The sequence below is a fragment of the Cytobacillus sp. FSL K6-0265 genome (genome assembly GCF_038003465.1).
Taxonomy (GTDB): Bacteria; Bacillota; Bacilli; order Bacillales; family Cytobacillaceae; genus Cytobacillus; species Cytobacillus stercorigallinarum.
This window is the reverse complement of the sequence record NZ_JBBOPE010000001.1, coordinates 2669871-2687054: the sequence shown is the minus strand read 5'-3', so window position 1 is coordinate 2687054 and position 17184 is coordinate 2669871. Positions and strand designations below refer to the sequence as shown.

Genomic DNA, 17184 nt, shown 5'->3' with positions numbered 1-17184 from the left:
AGTTGCATAGGGTAGATGTTGGTTGCATGTTGGTGGTGTGATAATCAATGATTTCCCAACATTTAGAGTCGATTATATGCCATATGGAGGCGTAAAGGAAGTGGAACAGCTAGAGAAGGCATAAAATATGCAGTAGAAGAAATGAAACTAGTGAGCTTTCGCTTAGAGTAAGGAACTATTTAAAAGAGTGGTAGTATATGAAGGCTCGGCGAAAGCCGGGCTTTTTCTACAATGGAGGGAGAAAAATGGCTGAAATCATACAAGAAAAACTGTGTACAAATCATTATGTGATTGATGTTGTAAAGGATTTCTATAATAAACGGATTAGGGTTGATGATTATCGTGGTGATATGTCCGCAATCATTAATAAATTAACGGAAATTTCTGATAATCATGAGATAGAAAAGGTAATAATTAAAGCAAGAAAAGAGGATTTTAATACGCTGATACAGAATGGTTTTCTATGTGAGGCGACTATTAATCGCTATTTTCTTGGGTCTGACTTATTCTTTTTCTGTAAATATTATCAAACAGAAAGAAGAAGAAGCGATGACTGGTTAAAAGAAGATGAGATTGTTGAAAATGTTTGTAAATTGTCAAAGGAGTTTCAAATAAATATCCCACCCGCAGACTATCGATTAAGAAGAATGACAGAAAATGATGCCAAAGGGTTGGCTACACTTTATCGGGCTATATTTGAAGTATATCCAACGCCTCTTCATGACCCCGAGTATATTAAGAAAACAATGAAAGATGGCACGATTTATTTTGGTTATGTTTATGCAGATAAAATTGTAAGCGCTGCTTCAGCAGAAGTAAATAATGATTATAAAAACGCAGAGCTAACGGATTGTGCCACTCTAGTGGAACATCGTAAGCATGGATTAATGAAAGTGTTATTGCAGAGATTAGAGAAGGAACTTGCGAATGAGGGGATCTTTTGTGCTTATTCGATTGCGCGTTCTTTATCTTTTGGCATGAATGCAGCTTTGCACCAATTAGGCTACGTCTATCGTGGAAGGTTAGGAAAGAATTGTTATATTTTTAATAAACTCGAGGATATGAATGTTTGGGTAAAAGATTTATCAACAACGATATTAAAATAATTTGCCCAAAAATTGGCAGTGTATGACAAATTTTCGGCACCTCATCTGTATTTATGGCATAGAGGGGGAATGAGATTGACAAGCGAGCACGGTATTTCAAAAGAGGTCCTATCAGCAATTTTAAATAGCATAGATGAAGGGATTCATGTTGTTGATCAACATGGTTGTACAATTTACTACAATGAGATAGCTGCCAAACATGATGGTTTGAAAATAGAAGAAGTGTTAGGAAGACCACTTTTAGACGTTTTTCCCTCGTTAAACAAAAATACGAGCACATTGTTTAATGTGATGCACACTCAGCAACCAATGATTAATGAACAGCAAAGTTATGTGAACTTATATGGAAAACAAATTGAAACCGTCAATACTACTTTACCAATTGAACTTGATGGAAAAGTTGCTGGTGCGGTTGAAATTGCGAAAGATTATTCGCGAATTAAAGAACTGAATGATAGCTTGATTGATTTAAGGTCAAAAGTAAAGAGCAAAAGAAAAAAAGCAACAAGCCATTCACATGCAACCAAATATACCCTTGATAGCTTATTAACAAAAGATGAGAAAATGATTGCAGTAAAAAACGAAGCAAAAAAACTAGCGCGTTCACAGTCACCGATGCTTGTAATTGGGGAAAGTGGAAGTGGAAAGGAATTATTTGTTCAAGGCATACATGAGGCATCACTATCGTCTAATGCTCCCTTTATTGCCCAAAACTGTGCGGCGATTCCAGAATCGTTATTAGAAAGTGTCTTATTCGGGACAACGAAAGGAAGCTATACTGGCGCCACGGACCGACCGGGATTATTTGAGTTGGCTGATGGAGGCACTTTATTTTTAGATGAAATTCATGCGATGCCTATTGAGCTGCAAGCGAAGCTATTACGTGTGTTAGAAGATGGTCAAGTGAGGCGACTAGGAAGCACAACAAACACATATGTGAATTTTCGCGTCATTGCGGCAATGAATATTCACCCTCAAATCGCCCTAGCAGAAGGGAGCATACGAGCTGACTTATTTTATCGTTTAAATGTACTTACGTTTGAATTATTGCCATTAAGAGAGAGGAAAAAAGACATTGTGTTCTTAACTGATCATTTCATTAAACAATATAACGAGCAATTTTTAAAAAATATTACCGGTCTAAACCCACAAGTCCAGCGTTTTTTTTTCAAATATAAATGGCCAGGAAATGTCAGGGAATTGAAGCATACAATCGAATATATGATGAATGTATGTAATGGTCCAACACTGACAGTTCAAGATCTCCCTCTAATGCTCAAACAATATTTACAAGAAGAGAAAGATTCTATTAAACAAACTGATCTTGCCCTGCGTCCAGCGCTAGCTAAATTGGAGAACCAATTAATAGGGGAAGCCATCAACCAAACAGAGGGAAATATATTAAAAGCAGCTAAATTGCTACAAATCCCAAGGCAAACGCTTCAATATAAACTACAGAGGCTTGAAGTGGCATCTGTTGAAAACCGCATAGATTTTTAGAGAGTGCTGATTATCGCATCTAATTTATGGAAAGATAAAGCTTCTACATAATAAACATATTCTTCTATGATTTCCATTTTATTAGTGCCGAATAATCGGCATTTTTTTTTTTAGTAAATGAAAACCCTGGGCTCGGCCTAGGGTTCCAAAAAGCTTATAGCGTTGTATTAAAAAAACTCTTCCGAGATGCTAAGATAATCATGGTTCGCCAACCAAAATCAAAGCAACGGAGGAGTTTTTAATGTCAAAAGACACTAATAGTTTAGCACATACAACGTGGAATTGTAAGTATCATATAGTGTTTGCCCCAAAGTATAGAAGGCAAGTGATATACGGAAAAATAAAGAAAGATATTGGAGAAATTTTAAGGCTGTTATGTGAAAGGAAAGGAGTTGAAATAATCGAAGCAACGGCATGTAAAGATCATGTACATATGTTAGTGAGTATCCCACCAAAAATAAGTGTATCGTCATTTGTAGGGTATCTAAAAGGTAAAAGTAGTTTAATGATCTTTGATCGTCATGCAAATCTAAAATATAAGTATGGGAATAGAAAATTCTGGTGTACAGGCTATTATGTAGATACAGTTGGGAGAAACAAGAAGGTAATAGAAGAATACATTCGTAATCAAATACAAGATGATGTAGTGGCGGAGCAATTAAGTATGATGGAGTATCTAGATCCATTTACAGGAGAAGAAGTAAATCGAAAAAAGAAGAAAAGATAAAAAGAAGGAGACCTTTGAGGTCTGGCCAGAAGAAGTAGTACAATTGGCGAACCCTTCAGTAGCCCTTTAGGGTCTGGTCAGTAACAAAGGCTTTCAGCCGCAGAACAAACCACCCGTTATCACGGGTGGTTTTGACTATGGCCAATGATTGTGAAAAGCCCTTCTAGGGTCTGTCCCTGCCATTAGTAGCCACGTTGTAGGTATTCGCATATCTTATTCTTAGAATGAAATTGTTGGCATAGCATTTGCATAATAAGATTGACGACTACTTTGAAGGGGGAAACCATGTGAAACAGTTTTTGTATAAGCCGAAAAGGCATTGGAAGGATATCGAACTTTGGAAAGATGTACCTGAGGAAAAATGGAACGATTGGTTATGGCAACTAACCAATACGATTAGAACGTTAGATGATTTAAAAAAGGTTATTCATTTAACGCCTGAAGAGGAAGAAGGCGTTAAAATATCAACGAAAACCATTCCATTGAATATTACACCTTATTATGCCTCACTGATGAGTCAAGACGATCCACGCTGCCCGATTCGCATGCAATCGGTACCCATTTCAGAAGAAATTCATAAAACCAAATATGATTTGGAAGATCCACTTCATGAGGACGAGGATTCGCCTGTAGCTGGATTGACTCATCGTTATCCAGATCGCGTCCTCTTCTTAGTAACCAATCAATGTTCTATGTATTGCCGTTATTGTACAAGGAGAAGGTTTTCTGGGCAAATCGGCATGGGTGTTCCGAAGAAACAATTAGATGATGCAATTGATTATATTAAAAACACACCTGAAGTTCGTGATGTCCTCATATCAGGAGGAGACGGCCTATTAATTAATGATAAAATCCTCGAATATATTTTAAAAAGCTTGCGAGAAATTGATCACGTGGAAATTATTAGAATTGGTACAAGAGCACCTGTCGTGTTCCCGCAAAGAATTACGGAAAATCTATGTAATATTTTGAAAAAGTATCATCCAGTCTGGTTAAATACCCATTTTAATACATCGATTGAAATTACTGAAGAATCGAAAAAGGCTTGTGAAATGTTAGCAAATGCTGGTGTGCCAGTAGGGAATCAATCAGTTATTTTGGCAGGTATCAATGATAGTGTACCAATTATGAAAAAGCTGATGCATGACTTAGTTAAGATTAGAGTAAGGCCGTATTATATTTATCAATGTGACTTATCTGAAGGGATTGGCCATTTCCGTGCGCCTGTTTCAAAAGGGTTAGAGATTATTGAAGGTTTGCGAGGTCATACTTCAGGATATGCTGTGCCAACGTTTGTTGTAGATGCGCCAGGAGGAGGAGGGAAAATTGCCCTTCAGCCGAATTACTTGATCTCACAAAGTGCGGATAAAGTAGTCTTAAGAAACTTTGAGGGGGTAATTACGACTTATCCAGAGCCTGAAAACTATGTCGCAGGTAAAGCTGATGATTATTTCCAAGGTGTATATGGAGATATGGAAGAGATGAAATCAAAAGTTGGCGTGGCAGGCCTATTGAATGATGAAGCATTTAATCTTGTCCCAGAAGGACTATCTAGATTAAATCGCCGGGATCATTATGACCATGATCCATCTCATAGTAATTTGAAGAATCGTAGAGAAAAACGTGACGAGTTAAAAGAAAAGAAATACCAAGCAGAACAAAAGAAAAGGTCAGAATCGGAAACGGCAGCTTCTAATGAGTGAGGTGATAACAATGCACAGCCATTGTACATGGTGTGATAGTAAACATATTGAAGAGAAAAAAGCCAGTGTGTTTTGGGAACTCCCCGATGGCTCAAGAGCAATAGAAATTACCGAAACACCCTCTATTTTATGTCACGACTGTGATATGGAATATCAACCAGATGAGCAAGTAAAAGAAATTGAAGATCAACTTTTTTTAATTGATACGAAAACAATAGATAAAGAGATTTCTTTTGCGGAATTGATGGCAAGACCGCGATTGCTAAAGAGAAATTATTTTGATTTCTCCCAGTTAGATTAACCTAATGCTTGATTTGTTATTAACTTTCCTTCATGATGTAGAAAAACGGATTAAAGGAAGTTGGTACGATGGCAAAATCTTTTTACCATTTTTTAATGACCTACCGCCATCCTGAACCAAAGGATGAAATAAGTATTTTTGCAAACGATGCTTACCATGATCATAGTTTTCCTAAAATGTCTAAGAACTATCAAGAAATCAGTTCTTACCTTGAGTTAAACGGATCTTATTTAGCAACGATGACTGTCTTTGATGAGGCGTGGGAACGATATAATAATAAGGGATAAATGTTTAGTATTACCCATTTTCTTCCCCTATGATTCTATTTAATGGCGTTTCAAATAAGAAAGTAGGGTATTTCTAGCAATACGGAAGTAATAAAATCTGGTAGAGTAAATTTAAAAAGTACCTTATAGAGTAGAGACGTCAAAGAATCTACCTATAGGGTGCTTTTATTTATCAGTGACTTTTGAGTATTGCCGACATGTTTTATAACCCAATCTAGTAACATAACATCTTTGATAAGATGGAGGATCATAATCATCATAAGAAGTGAATGACAAGATTATATGAATTGTCTATATTCAAATATAATATTAAGAATAAATTGACAATTTTAAATATTTTTAATAAAATGTTAGTTAATCAACTGTGCATACACCCAAATCTTCGTTAGGAAGGGTGATAGAAAAGAGAGATATTGAGAAAAAGGCTGTAGGAATAGGTTTAATGATTAACGCAAGTTTTGCTCTACACTAATCATAATGACCACTATATCATTTTTTTTACCTTGTTATATAACGTCTACATACATGTATAAATGTGTGGGGGAGTTTGAAGCTACTAAAGCAAGTGGGAATTTAAACTAAGGATAAACAAAACTTATTATAAAGCTTAATCCAAGTGTTTTCCAAAACATTTATTTTTTTGACTTGTTATATAACGTCTACATACATGTATAAATATGTGGGGGAGTTTGAAGCTACTAAAGCAAGTGGGAATTTAAACTTAGGATGAATTAAACTTATTATAAATCTTAATCCAACTGTTTTCCAAAACATTCATTTTTTTTAAGTTTTTTATATAACATCTATATACATGTATATATGTGAGGAGAGTTAGAATGACTATTAATCGTGAAAGTTATATACCTTTGTATAAACAAATTGCGCAAGACCTTCAACAGAAAATAGAAAAAAACATCTTTGAGCCAGGTCAGAGATTACCTAGTGAACATGAATTAACAGAAGAATATCAGGTAAGCAGATTAACAGTTCGAAAATCAATCAAACTTTTATTAGAAGAAGACCTCATTATCATTCAACAAGGAAAAGGTATGTATGTTAAATTTCCAATCATTCAAACGGACATTATGAACGATGTATTAGACGTGCAAAACTTTAGAGGGTTTTATGAAACTTTAACAGGTCAAGGTCTAAATGTGAAAATAAAATTAGTTAAATACGGTGAAGAAAAGATTTCAAAAAATATTGCCGAAGCACTAGAATGTTCGATGGATACTAAGATACGTACAATATACCGTATATTTTATTTAAAAGATATGCCGATCGCTTTTAACATTACCTATTTATCCCCTGAATTAGTTTTTACAGAAGAGATGATAGAAGAGGTGGAAGACAAACCATTAAGTACATTGTTAAAAACAAGCAAAGATAATTCTCAGCTGGGTCTTGAGGAAATAAGGTGTTCAATAGGGGTACGTCCTGTTTCGAATGAAATAGCAAATAGGTTAAACGTCCCGAATAATCATCCTCTCATGACATTAAGCCGAGTATTTTACTATAAAGACGCTTCTCCTCTTGTAGCAGGGCTCATGTATCTAAATACAGACTGTTATCAATTCACAATTAGAAGTAACAGTAAAGATAACAATGATAAGCCGACTTTAGAAATGTTATCAATTTACTGATAAAAAATAAATTTAAAATAAGGGGGGAGTATTTTAATGAGAAAAATGAAAGCGTGTTCATTCTTTGTTATTTTGCTAGTTACATTAGTAATGCTAGTTTTATCTGCGTGTAATTCATCAGATGTTGCATCTTCGTCTGAGAAAGAAAAAGGAGAAAATGAGGGTTTACCACAGAATTATCCTAATAAATCTATTGATGCACTTGTTGGTTTTGCTCCTGGTGGTGGTCAAGACCTAATTATGCGTACAACAGCACAAATTTTTAATGATGAAGAGATGATAAACCAATCTTTTGTCATCACAAACAAAACAGGTGCTGGAGGTCGTATTGCAAGTGAAGAATTAGCGAGGCAAAAAGGTGATCCATACAAGTTAATAGTGGTCCCTGAATATGGTCCAGGTTGGGACCCAAGGCTTAATTTAAAGTTTTCTGATTTTCAACCAATTGCTTCCCTGGCTACTAGTGAACTATTTATCTATGTCCACAAAGATTCCCCATATGAAACGATAGAGGAGTTATTAAGTTCATTAAAATCGGAGAAAGATGTAACTATTGGTACGCTCGGTCCAATTGATGGTGGTGAAGCCTTTAAATGGGATCTGATTAAACAAGGCGCAGGTATTGATAAATTAAACTTCGTTCCAATGGAAGGAGCTTCTGAAGGGTTAACGGCTGTACTAGGTGGCCAAATTGATACGACGTTAGGTGTACTTCCATTAATTAATGACTATATCAAGACAGGTGAAGTGCGCGTGTTAGCTGTCCTTTCAGACGAACGCTCCAAAGATTTACCAGATGTCCCTACTTTAAAAGAATCAGGAGTGGAAGTTGCTTTCCATCGATATACAGGAATTTGGACAGGAGGAGACGTTTCAGATGAAGTTGTTAATTATTGGGCAGAAAACCTTAAGAAAATGACTGAAACAGATAGGTGGAAAACATTTTTAAAGAACCGTGGATTGTCTTCTTATTATTTAAATACAGAAGAATATACAAAGTTAATTGAGGAAGAGGGGATAGAATTTAAAAAATATTTAGAAAATTTGGAAAAATAATCAAAATTTAGATGTAAATAATTTATTTTAATTAGTAGTTCCTCAAAAGGAGGTTTCACATGTTCGTTGAGCGCTATTTTGGTTTCTTTTTACTGTTTGTTTGTACTGTTTTTCTCATCATGTCGTTTGGTTTACCAGTATATTCGACTAATCTGGGAGCAGTAGGCGCAGGGCTTTTCCCACGGATCATTTCAATTTTATTATTCCTTTTTCTTTGCTTCCACCTTTTTCAGATAATGAGATTAAAGAAAAAAGAGGCAGAGGAGCAGGTGGATAAAAAAACCCGATTTCAACAAATTTTCCTTATCGTCTTTCTGGTAGTGACAATTGGATTATCGTACGTTATTGGAATGCTAGCAAGTATAGGGGTTTTTATGTTCACCATTTTAGCATTTGTACAGAAAATACCTTGGTTTAAAGCATTTACCTTTACCATTGTCGTTTTAATTATGATGTATGTGATTTTTGAATTGTGGTTAGACAGTCCGTTGCCATTGGGAATCTTTGGATGAAAAATGATTGATTTTTGGGGGTGAGAATTTGTTATCGGAATTATTAACTGGATTTACTACGATGCTTTCAAGTCCAGAAGCAATGCTCTGGTGTTTAATTGGCGTAACTTTAGGCACAATCATCGGTGCATTACCTGGCTTGGGTCCTATTACCGGCATGGCCCTTCTTTTACCTTTAACGTTTAAGATGGACCAGTTAAGTTCTTTAATTTTATTAATGAGTATTTATTTAGGATCGATGTATGGGGGACGGATTAGTTCAATCTTAATTAACGTACCTGGTGATGGTGGCGCCATTGTGACAACATTCGATGGTTACCCATTGGCGAGAAAAGGAAAAGCGGGGTATGCCTTAACATTAAGCGCGATTGCCTCTTTTGTTGGGGGAGTTTTTGGGTTTGTGGGAATGGTATTTTTGACCACTATCCTTGCTAGATATGCACTTATGTTCGGACCTGCTGAATATTTTTCACTCATCTTATTTACGTTAATTGTAGCTTGTGGATTAACGCAGAAAAACCCATTAAAACCAATAATCGCCACATTGTTAGGTCTATTACTATCCACAATCGGAACAGATATGGTTACAGGTGAGGAACGGTTAACTTTTGGCTTTGTTGAATTATGGGATGGAATGAACATCGCTGTCATCGGTATCGGGCTTTTTGGAATTTCAGAAGTACTGTTTAGGCTTGAAGAGAAAGCAACTACAAGAGGGATGAAGACAAATATAAAATTCTCCTCTTTATTTCCAAAAGTAAGTGAGGTTGTTAGTAACACGGGTTCGATGATAAGAGGGTCAATTATCGGATTTATCGTGGGCGTTTTACCGGGACCTGGTGCTCTCCTTTCCACGTTTTTGTCTTATACTGTCGAGAAAAAAATGTCGAAGAAACCTGAGGAGTTTGGCAAAGGTGCTCCTGCTGGATTGAGTGGTCCAGAAGCTTCCAATAATGCGTCAGTAGGTGGTGCACTTATTCCTACATTTGCTTTAGGTATACCTGGTTCCGCTTCTGCAGCCATATTGATGGGTGGACTCCTTATGGTTGGCTTACAGCCTGGGCCGCTTCTATTTGAAAATTCTTCAACCATCGTGTGGGCATCTTTTGCAGGCTTTTTCATTGCAAATGTATTGCTATTAATATTAAACGTTGCCTTTGTGCCTGCCTTTGCCTTGTTAATCCAAAAAATTGAACTATTCCTAGTCCCATTTATTGCCGCATTTTGTTTTATTGGTGTTTATATGATTAATTATAGTTTTTTTGATATCTGGCTTATGATCATTTTTGGCTTGGTTGGATATTTTTTTAGAAAAACGAATTTCCCTTTAGCTCCGTTCTTTTTTGCCTTTATTTTAGGACCAATGCTTGAGGATAATCTTAGGAAGGCAATCTTAACAGCCACAGGAGATTTAACCGTATTCTTTAAAAGCCCGATCTCACTATTTTTCCTAATAGCAACAGCTATCGTTCTAGTACTTCCACATATGAGGAAAAATAAAACAGAAATAAAATCTTCTTCTAAACACATGTAAATAAAAAAGGCAATCATCATCGTTTGGTTTTATATAGGATGTATATAGATGTCTACACATAATTAGGGGGGAGTATATATGGTTATAACGAGTGAATCACAAGAATTAGTTACTAAAATGCGTGAATTTATTTATAATGAGCTGCTTCCATATGAAAAAGCAATGAATATTAAAACGGAAGAGCTCGTTCCGACCGAAGCGATTCAATGGGTGAGAAATAGAGCCATTGAATTAGGTTTTTATGGGATTACTCTACCAAACGATTATGGTGGTCAAAATGTAAGTTTAAAAGAGTTATGTTTGCTGAAAGAAGAACTAGCTCGGTCAGGATCTGCTTTATGGGGATTTGTTTTAGGTGAAAAAGGCGGTGTCTTAAGAATTGGGCAGATGCTTGAATCATTCACAAAAGAACAGATTGAAAAGTATGTCAATCCATTAATTAAAGGGGAAACGAGTTGTTGTTTCGCTTTAACTGAGCCGGGAGCAGGTTCAGATGCAAAGGCCATCCAAACGACAGCTGTCAAAGATGGAGATGAGTACATTTTAAATGGCATAAAGCACTTTATTAGTGCAGCACCTTATTCCGATTTTGCTATTGTGATCTGCAAAGAAGTCGTTGAAGGAAAATTTGCTGGCATAACCGCATTTTTAGTTGATAGAAAAACAAATGAAAAACCGGGCTATGAATTAGGGGAAACACAAATTCCCATTTCAGGAGAGCATGGAACAGGGGAACTGATTTTCAATAATTGTCGAGTACCTTCTGAAAATATCCTTGGAGAATCAGGGAAAGGATTTTTACTTGGAATAAAGAGGATCAGTCAAAATCGAGCCATTTGGGGTGTTACATATATTGGGGTGGCTCAAAGAGCATTAGATTTATCAATTAAACGTGCAAATGAACGTAAGCAGTTTGGACAGTCAATCGGTGAGTTTCAAGCTATTCAACATATGCTAGCAGATATGGCGACAGAAATTTATGCTGCAAGATGTATGGTGTACGATGCTATCGAAAAACTTGAGAATGGGGAAGGTGACCGAGCAACTGCTTCAATGGTAAAGCTGTTTACATCTGAAGTGGCTGGACGTGTGTTGGACAAAGCAGTGCAAATTTTCGGCGGTCAAGGGCTTATGAAAGGCCATCCAATTGAACAAATGTATCGTACCGTAAGAATGTTTAGAGTCTTAACTGGTACTTCCGAAATTCAGAGAAATACAATCGCGAAAGAATTGTTACAGGTGAAGTGAAAAATAAAATAAAGGATAGGTGATACGGATGAGTATAGAAACTATTCAAGGTTATATGGATAAAGCATTAAGACGATTTGAAGAACATCCTGCAGTAACATTCATGTCAACAAATGAAACCCTAACCTACCGCGAATTACGTAAAGAAATAGACAAAATTGCAAGTTTTTTAGTTAGTCTTGGTGTGAAAAAAGGTTCACACGTTGCTTATCTTATTCCAAATAGTATGGAATTCGTTCTTTTTAGCCAAGCTGTTGCACGCTGCGGGGCAACTTCGATTCCAATGGGGGTTAAGTTAGGCGTTCGTGAAGTTGCCTTTATTTTAAATGATTCTGATACGGATTTTGTCATTATGGCTACGGAAATGCATATGAAGACAGTATTAAAATATGTGAATGATAAAAAAGAGCAACAGCAATCCGTAAAAGTAATAGGGTTGGCGGGTTTTAATCTACAATACCCAGAAGAGTTTATCACGATAAGTAGACAAGAAATCCAAAAAGTTGAAAACGTGTCGTCGTTCCCAGACATGTCACCTGAAGATATCTCTATGATTTCCTATACCGGTGGGACAACTGGGATGCCCAAGGGTGTCATGCACTCTCAAGGAGGGAAAGCTGCTGCACTTATTGCGAGCTTCATAGAGTTTCCAATGGATGACCGCGATAAAGTGTTATTAACGACCCCGCTTCAGCATTCAGCGGGAAGTTTAATGCTACGGGCGTTAGCCGGTGGAGCGCATGTTTATATTGATACGTTTAAGGCGGACACATTTTTAAAGACGGTACAAGAGAAGAGGATTACGGTTACTTTCACAGTACCAACGATCATTTATCGGATTATCGACAAAGCGAAAAAAATGAAATTTGATGTTAGTTCTTTACGAAGCATTCACTACGGTTCTTCGCCAATTTCTTCCGAAAGGTTAAAAGAAGCGATAGAGTTGTTTGGTCCGGTATTTGTTCAACAGTATGGAGCAACTGAAGCGAACGTTCTCATTACAAGAATGCACAAATTCGATCACGTACGAGCGTTAGAGACAGGGGCTAAGTTTCTCCAAAGTTGTGGAAAACCTTGTTTAATGACTCAAATACGAATAATAGACGATGGAGGTCAAGATGTTAAAACATATGAAAAGGGAGAAGTGATTTTAAAATCACCGTACTTAATGGAAGGCTATTATAAACGGCCCGATTTAACAAGCGAAGCAATCAAAGATGGCTGGTTTTATACAGGAGATATTGGCCAATTCGATGAAGAAGGTTTTTTATATATTGTTGATAGAAAGAAAGATATGATCATCTCAGGTGGAATGAACGTTTATTCTGTTGAAGTTGAAAAAGTTGTTAATCAACATCCTGCAGTTGTGATGAGTGCATGTATTGGTGTCCCTGACCCAGATTGGGGCGAATTAGTAACAGTCTTTGTTGTTTTACATGATGGGGTGAAGTGTTCAGAAGAAGAAATGGTTGAGTTTTGTAAAGCGCGAACGTCTAGTTATATGGTCCCTAAAAAAGTCTATTTCAAAGAAAATTTACCATTAACTCAAATAGGGAAAATTGATAAAAAAGAATTGAAAAAGGACTTTTGGAAAGATAAAGAAAGACAAATAAATTAAAAAATATGAGGACTAATTTAGGAGGTATATAAATGTCAGGTACTATTCCGACAAGTCATTTATCCAAGCGCCCAAAGAATGCTACTGCTGTTACAAAAAAAGCAAATAAGGATTTTTTAACATCTCTAAATTTTGAAAACAAGCAAGATTTCGAAGATGCGGATAGGGGTTTAATAGCTTCGTATGAGAATAGGATAGAAAGTTTAAATATCCAAAATCATCCATCTCCTGATACTGTCAATCCAAGCTTGTGGAGGAATGTACAATTACAGGCAAAATCAGGTCTTTATAAAGTCGTTGAAGGTGTGTATCAAGTTCGTGGACTTTCGTTAGCAACAGTGATTTTTGTTGAAGGCAAAAACGGAGTCATTGTCATTGATACTTCATCTAGTAACTCTGCTGCAGATGCGGCAATGGAGTTATATTATAGTCATCGACCTAAAAGGCCAGTGACTGCCATTATCATTAGTCAAAGCCATGCTGACCATTTTGGGGGTACACAGTCAATACTCCAATATGCTGAGACATCTACTATTCCTATTATTGTCCCTGAACATTTTACACAAGAGATGTTTAGTGAAAATGTCCTTTTAGGCCCAATCATGTCTAGGCGTGCATCCTATCAGTTTGGTATAGGGCTACCAGTGGGAGAAAAAGGATTTTTATCCGCAGGCATCGGAACTGTTTTCGACTCAGGTAATGGTTTTGAGATGCCCAATAGAGAAATAAAAGAAGAGAAAGAGCAATTAACAATAGACGGTATCAACTTCGAATTTTTGTTAACACCAAATACTGAAGCACCTGTAGAAATGCATTTTTACATTCAGGATTACAAAGTATTATTTGTATCAGAAAATGTGAATAAAACAATGCATCAAATTTATACGATGAGGGGGGCAAAAACTCGCGATACGCTAGAATGGGTGAAGGCAATCGACCAAACCATTGAGCTATCGATAAACAAAGAGATTGATGCTTTAGTCATGGCACATGCCTGGCCAGTATGGGGAAAAGAGCAAGCGCTTGAACATTTGGTATTACAACGTGATCTTTATAAATATATCCATGACCAAACCATTCGACTAGCCAATCATGGGTATACAATGGAAGAAATATCAGAAAAGCTCAAGCTTCCTGAGACGTTGGACCAATATTGGGGTAATCGAGGATACTATGGTACTTTAAAGCATAATTCTAAAGGGATTTATAATTTCTATCTAGGCTATTATAGTGGTCATCCCTCTGATTTGGATCCACTTCCACAAGTTGAAGCAGGTCAAAAATATGTAAAGTACATGGCTGGCTCTACTCATGTAATCAAACAAGCGAAAGCTGATTTTGAAAATGGGGAATATCGTTGGGTTGCGCAAGTATTAAAGCATGTAGTGATGGCTGAACCAGAAAATACGGAAGCTAAAGATTTATTAGCAGATGCTTTTGAACAATTAGGATATCAGGCAGAATCAGCTAATTGGCGTAACGCTTATCTTATCGGGGCATCAGAACTAAGAAATGGGACTAGGAAGAAAAGGGCAACATCGAAAGGTAATCCGGTTATGATGCTTAAAATGCCGTTTGATGAATTTTTTAAATTACTTTCTGTAAGGTTAAATGGTCCGAAAGCAGCAAATAAAAAAATGACCATGAATATTTCTCTATCTGATGAAGAGGAGAAATACACCATTTATCTCGAAAATTGTGTATTAAATAAGAGAAATAAGTTAGATGAAAATCCAGATCTTTCATTCATTAGTAATAAGGCGACATTTTATGCGATTGTAAGTGGAATCCTTGACCCAGTGGAAGCTATTACTTCAAATAAACTAAAATTATTTGGTGACCAGACAAAACTGGATGAATTTTTAAACCTACTCGATCAATTTGATCATTCTATAAATATTGTCACTCCTTAATGATAGGGCAGAAAATGCCCTATTTCTAATCTTAGGCAGTCCCAAGGAAATCTCTCTCATCCCATTTATAGAAAGCTCAATTTTCATACATTAAAAGGATAGGTTGCTATGTTAGATAAAAAATATAATTCTTTCATTTCGATTAGATCATACCAATTACAAACACTAAAAAAAGATTTCATTTCAGGGATGACGCTTTTTGTCATGCTTGTTCCCCAAGGGATGGCCTATGCGATGCTAGCGGGCCTCCCACTAATTATGGGTCTATATGCATCCACCTTGCCATTAATCATATATGCAATATTTGCATCTTCTAGGCATTTATCCGTTGGGCCAACTGCGATAACCTCATTACTGGTTTTTTCCGGCGTATCTGTAATTGAAAAACCAGGCACTTCTGAATATATTATTCTTGTTATCTTTTTAGCAATGATGGTTGGGATTTTTCAGCTTATCTTAGCTGTTTTGAAAATGGGGATGATTGTTAACTATATTTCTCCTTCGGTTTTAGGAGGCTACACCTCTGCAGCTGCTATTATTATTGGATTAAGTCAGTTAAAGCATTTATTAGGAATTACCGTAGAAACTCACCTGCAAATACATCTAATATTAAAGGAGTTAGTCAATGAGATTCCGAAGATTCATTTTTTAACACTTTTAATTGGCGGCTGCAGCATAGTATTTTTAATTATACTAAAAAGAATAAATGCTAGAATTCCGGCTGCGTTACTTTTAATTGTTTTTTCCATTATAAGTGTCTATGCCTTTGGTTTACATGAACGAGGTGTTCAAATTGTGAGAGAGGTACCAAGCGGTTTCCCTACTCCGGTGTTCCCAACAATTACGCTGGATGCAGTTAGGCAATTAATCCTTCCTGCTCTTACCATTGCGTTATTAGGGTTTATGGAGTCACTTTCTATAGGAAAAACAATCGCAGAAAAAGAAGGTTATAAAATCAATCCTAATCGAGAGTTAACCGCTTTAGGATGTGCAAATTTTTTCGGTTCCTTTTTTCAGACTTTTCCGATCAATGGTAGCTTTTCAAGGAGTGCAGTCAACTATCAAAGTGGTGGAGTTACGCAAATGGTCTCAATAATTACTAGCATACTCATTATCATTGCTCTACAATATTTCACTTCATATTTTTATTATCTCCCTAATGCTGTATTAGCTGCAGTTATCATCGTTGCGGTCTATAAATTAATAGATTTCAAGCAATTAAGGAAATGGTTTAAATTAAAGGCAGTTGATGGTTGGAGCTGGTTAGTTACTTTTGCTGCGACATTAGTTATTGGTATTCAATGGGGAATAGTTATTGGGGTTGTTTTTAATTTCAGCATTTTATTTATTAAGATATCTAAGCCTAGGGTCATAGAAATAGGATATTTAGAAAAGGAGAAAGTGTTTCGCGATATAAAACGATTTCCAGATGCTAAAACGCGAGATGATTTGATTATCGCCCGCATAGACTCGTCTATACACTTTTCAAATATTTCATATTTAGAGCATAAATTAAACGAGCTTATATTGATTAAACCTAATGCGAAATTAGTTATTGTTGATTTTTCGGGAGTAAATGATATAGATGCACATTCCTTTAAATCTTTAGAAGAAATGATAGAGCAATTAAATCAAGAAAACGGGATTTCTTTATACTTTGTAGGGATGAAAGGACCAATCAGAGATACAGCTGCTAAAGCAGGATGGACAAAGAAATTTGCAGAGGAGCTTAGTTATTTCTCTATAGTACAATTACTTGAAGATAAACAAATTAAGTTTTATCCTCAACGGGAAAGTGGTGATCCTTTTCTATATATGAGGTGAAAGAATGTCCATTATATGTGAAGAGGCTAAAAAAATACTAAAAAGCTTTAATCAAATTAGAATAAATGAAGAATAAAAAACTGAGTGAGGGAAAATCTTATTCAGTTTTTTTTCGTAAATAAACAAAAGATGAACATTGCCCTAAAAAATTTGGACGTCCCTGTATACGAGCGAAAATGCCTTTTCATGCATATACTATCTTAATTAAAAGT

The 17184-nt window shown here is 36.1% G+C and carries 14 protein-coding genes and 1 pseudogene; all 15 read left to right on the top strand.

The genetic code is table 11. The features are described 5' to 3' along the window. Nucleotides 1–22: 22 nt before the first annotated feature. Nucleotides 23–171: pseudogene (locus tag MHH73_RS13535) on the top strand (aldehyde dehydrogenase family protein); the annotation flags it as partial. A gap of 74 nt (nucleotides 172–245) precedes the next feature. Further along, a complete protein-coding gene (gene ablB / locus MHH73_RS13530) occupies nucleotides 246–1106 on the top strand; it encodes a putative beta-lysine N-acetyltransferase (RefSeq protein ID WP_341067438.1) in 861 nt (286 codons plus the stop codon). A 75-nt stretch (nucleotides 1107–1181) separates the two neighbouring features. Next, entirely contained in the window at nucleotides 1182–2606 is a 1425-nt protein-coding gene (locus MHH73_RS13525; RefSeq protein ID WP_225230400.1) for a sigma-54 interaction domain-containing protein, read from the top strand. A gap of 241 nt (nucleotides 2607–2847) precedes the next feature. Further along, nucleotides 2848–3333, top strand: coding sequence for an IS200/IS605 family transposase (tnpA, locus tag MHH73_RS13520; RefSeq protein ID WP_191817419.1), 486 nt, complete (start codon nucleotides 2848–2850; stop codon nucleotides 3331–3333). A gap of 287 nt (nucleotides 3334–3620) precedes the next feature. Beyond that, complete coding sequence (ablA, locus tag MHH73_RS13515; protein ID WP_191811110.1) at nucleotides 3621–5036, top strand: lysine 2,3-aminomutase; 1416 nt, start codon at nucleotides 3621–3623, stop codon at nucleotides 5034–5036. A 10-nt stretch (nucleotides 5037–5046) separates the two neighbouring features. After that, nucleotides 5047–5337 (top strand): YokU family protein, encoded by a 291-nt coding sequence (locus MHH73_RS13510; RefSeq protein WP_191811112.1) that lies wholly within the window; start codon nucleotides 5047–5049, stop codon nucleotides 5335–5337. 68 nt (nucleotides 5338–5405) lie between these two features. Then, nucleotides 5406–5624 (top strand): YozE family protein, encoded by a 219-nt coding sequence (locus MHH73_RS13505; protein WP_191811114.1) that lies wholly within the window; start codon nucleotides 5406–5408, stop codon nucleotides 5622–5624. 836 nt (nucleotides 5625–6460) lie between these two features. Beyond that, a complete protein-coding gene (locus tag MHH73_RS13500; protein ID WP_191811116.1) occupies nucleotides 6461–7267 on the top strand; it encodes a GntR family transcriptional regulator in 807 nt (268 codons plus the stop codon). A 36-nt stretch (nucleotides 7268–7303) separates the two neighbouring features. After that, entirely contained in the window at nucleotides 7304–8323 is a 1020-nt protein-coding gene (locus MHH73_RS13495) for a tripartite tricarboxylate transporter substrate binding protein (protein ID WP_191811118.1), read from the top strand. 59 nt (nucleotides 8324–8382) lie between these two features. Next, nucleotides 8383–8835 carry a tripartite tricarboxylate transporter TctB family protein gene (locus tag MHH73_RS13490; RefSeq protein WP_191811120.1) on the top strand — a complete coding sequence of 151 codons (453 nt, stop codon included), beginning with the start codon at nucleotides 8383–8385 and terminating at the stop codon, nucleotides 8833–8835. 28 nt (nucleotides 8836–8863) lie between these two features. Next, nucleotides 8864–10369 (top strand): tripartite tricarboxylate transporter permease, encoded by a 1506-nt coding sequence (locus MHH73_RS13485; protein WP_341067429.1) that lies wholly within the window; start codon nucleotides 8864–8866, stop codon nucleotides 10367–10369. A 78-nt stretch (nucleotides 10370–10447) separates the two neighbouring features. Further along, nucleotides 10448–11617, top strand: coding sequence for an acyl-CoA dehydrogenase family protein (locus MHH73_RS13480; protein ID WP_191811124.1), 1170 nt, complete (start codon nucleotides 10448–10450; stop codon nucleotides 11615–11617). A gap of 28 nt (nucleotides 11618–11645) precedes the next feature. Then, on the top strand, nucleotides 11646–13235 hold the full coding sequence (locus MHH73_RS13475; protein WP_191811127.1) for a class I adenylate-forming enzyme family protein: 1590 nt from the start codon (nucleotides 11646–11648) through the stop codon (nucleotides 13233–13235). A 32-nt stretch (nucleotides 13236–13267) separates the two neighbouring features. Then, on the top strand, nucleotides 13268–15148 hold the full coding sequence (locus MHH73_RS13470) for an alkyl/aryl-sulfatase (RefSeq protein ID WP_191811129.1): 1881 nt from the start codon (nucleotides 13268–13270) through the stop codon (nucleotides 15146–15148). Nucleotides 15149–15256: 108 nt separating this feature from the next. Beyond that, the gene (locus tag MHH73_RS13465) at nucleotides 15257–16972 is read left to right on the top strand and encodes a SulP family inorganic anion transporter (RefSeq protein ID WP_191811131.1); all 1716 of its coding nucleotides are present in this window, start codon (nucleotides 15257–15259) and stop codon (nucleotides 16970–16972) included. Nucleotides 16973–17184 lie beyond the last annotated feature (212 nt).

Bases quoted from the DNA above. Each gene is read 5' to 3' on its own strand.
- MHH73_RS13480 (WP_191811124.1), top strand. From the start codon at position 10,448: ATGGTTATAACGAGTGAATCACAAGAATTAGTTACTAAAATGCGTGAA.
- MHH73_RS13470 (WP_191811129.1), top strand. From the start codon at position 13,268: ATGTCAGGTACTATTCCGACAAGTCATTTATCCAAGCGCCCAAAGAAT.
- MHH73_RS13495 (WP_191811118.1), top strand. From the start codon at position 7,304: ATGAGAAAAATGAAAGCGTGTTCATTCTTTGTTATTTTGCTAGTTACA.
- MHH73_RS13475 (WP_191811127.1), top strand. From the start codon at position 11,646: ATGAGTATAGAAACTATTCAAGGTTATATGGATAAAGCATTAAGACGA.
- MHH73_RS13465 (WP_191811131.1), top strand. From the start codon at position 15,257: ATGTTAGATAAAAAATATAATTCTTTCATTTCGATTAGATCATACCAA.
- ablB (WP_341067438.1), top strand. From the start codon at position 246: ATGGCTGAAATCATACAAGAAAAACTGTGTACAAATCATTATGTGATT.
- tnpA (WP_191817419.1), top strand. From the start codon at position 2,848: ATGTCAAAAGACACTAATAGTTTAGCACATACAACGTGGAATTGTAAG.
- MHH73_RS13510 (WP_191811112.1), top strand. From the start codon at position 5,047: ATGCACAGCCATTGTACATGGTGTGATAGTAAACATATTGAAGAGAAA.
- MHH73_RS13490 (WP_191811120.1), top strand. From the start codon at position 8,383: ATGTTCGTTGAGCGCTATTTTGGTTTCTTTTTACTGTTTGTTTGTACT.
- MHH73_RS13500 (WP_191811116.1), top strand. From the start codon at position 6,461: ATGACTATTAATCGTGAAAGTTATATACCTTTGTATAAACAAATTGCG.
- MHH73_RS13505 (WP_191811114.1), top strand. From the start codon at position 5,406: ATGGCAAAATCTTTTTACCATTTTTTAATGACCTACCGCCATCCTGAA.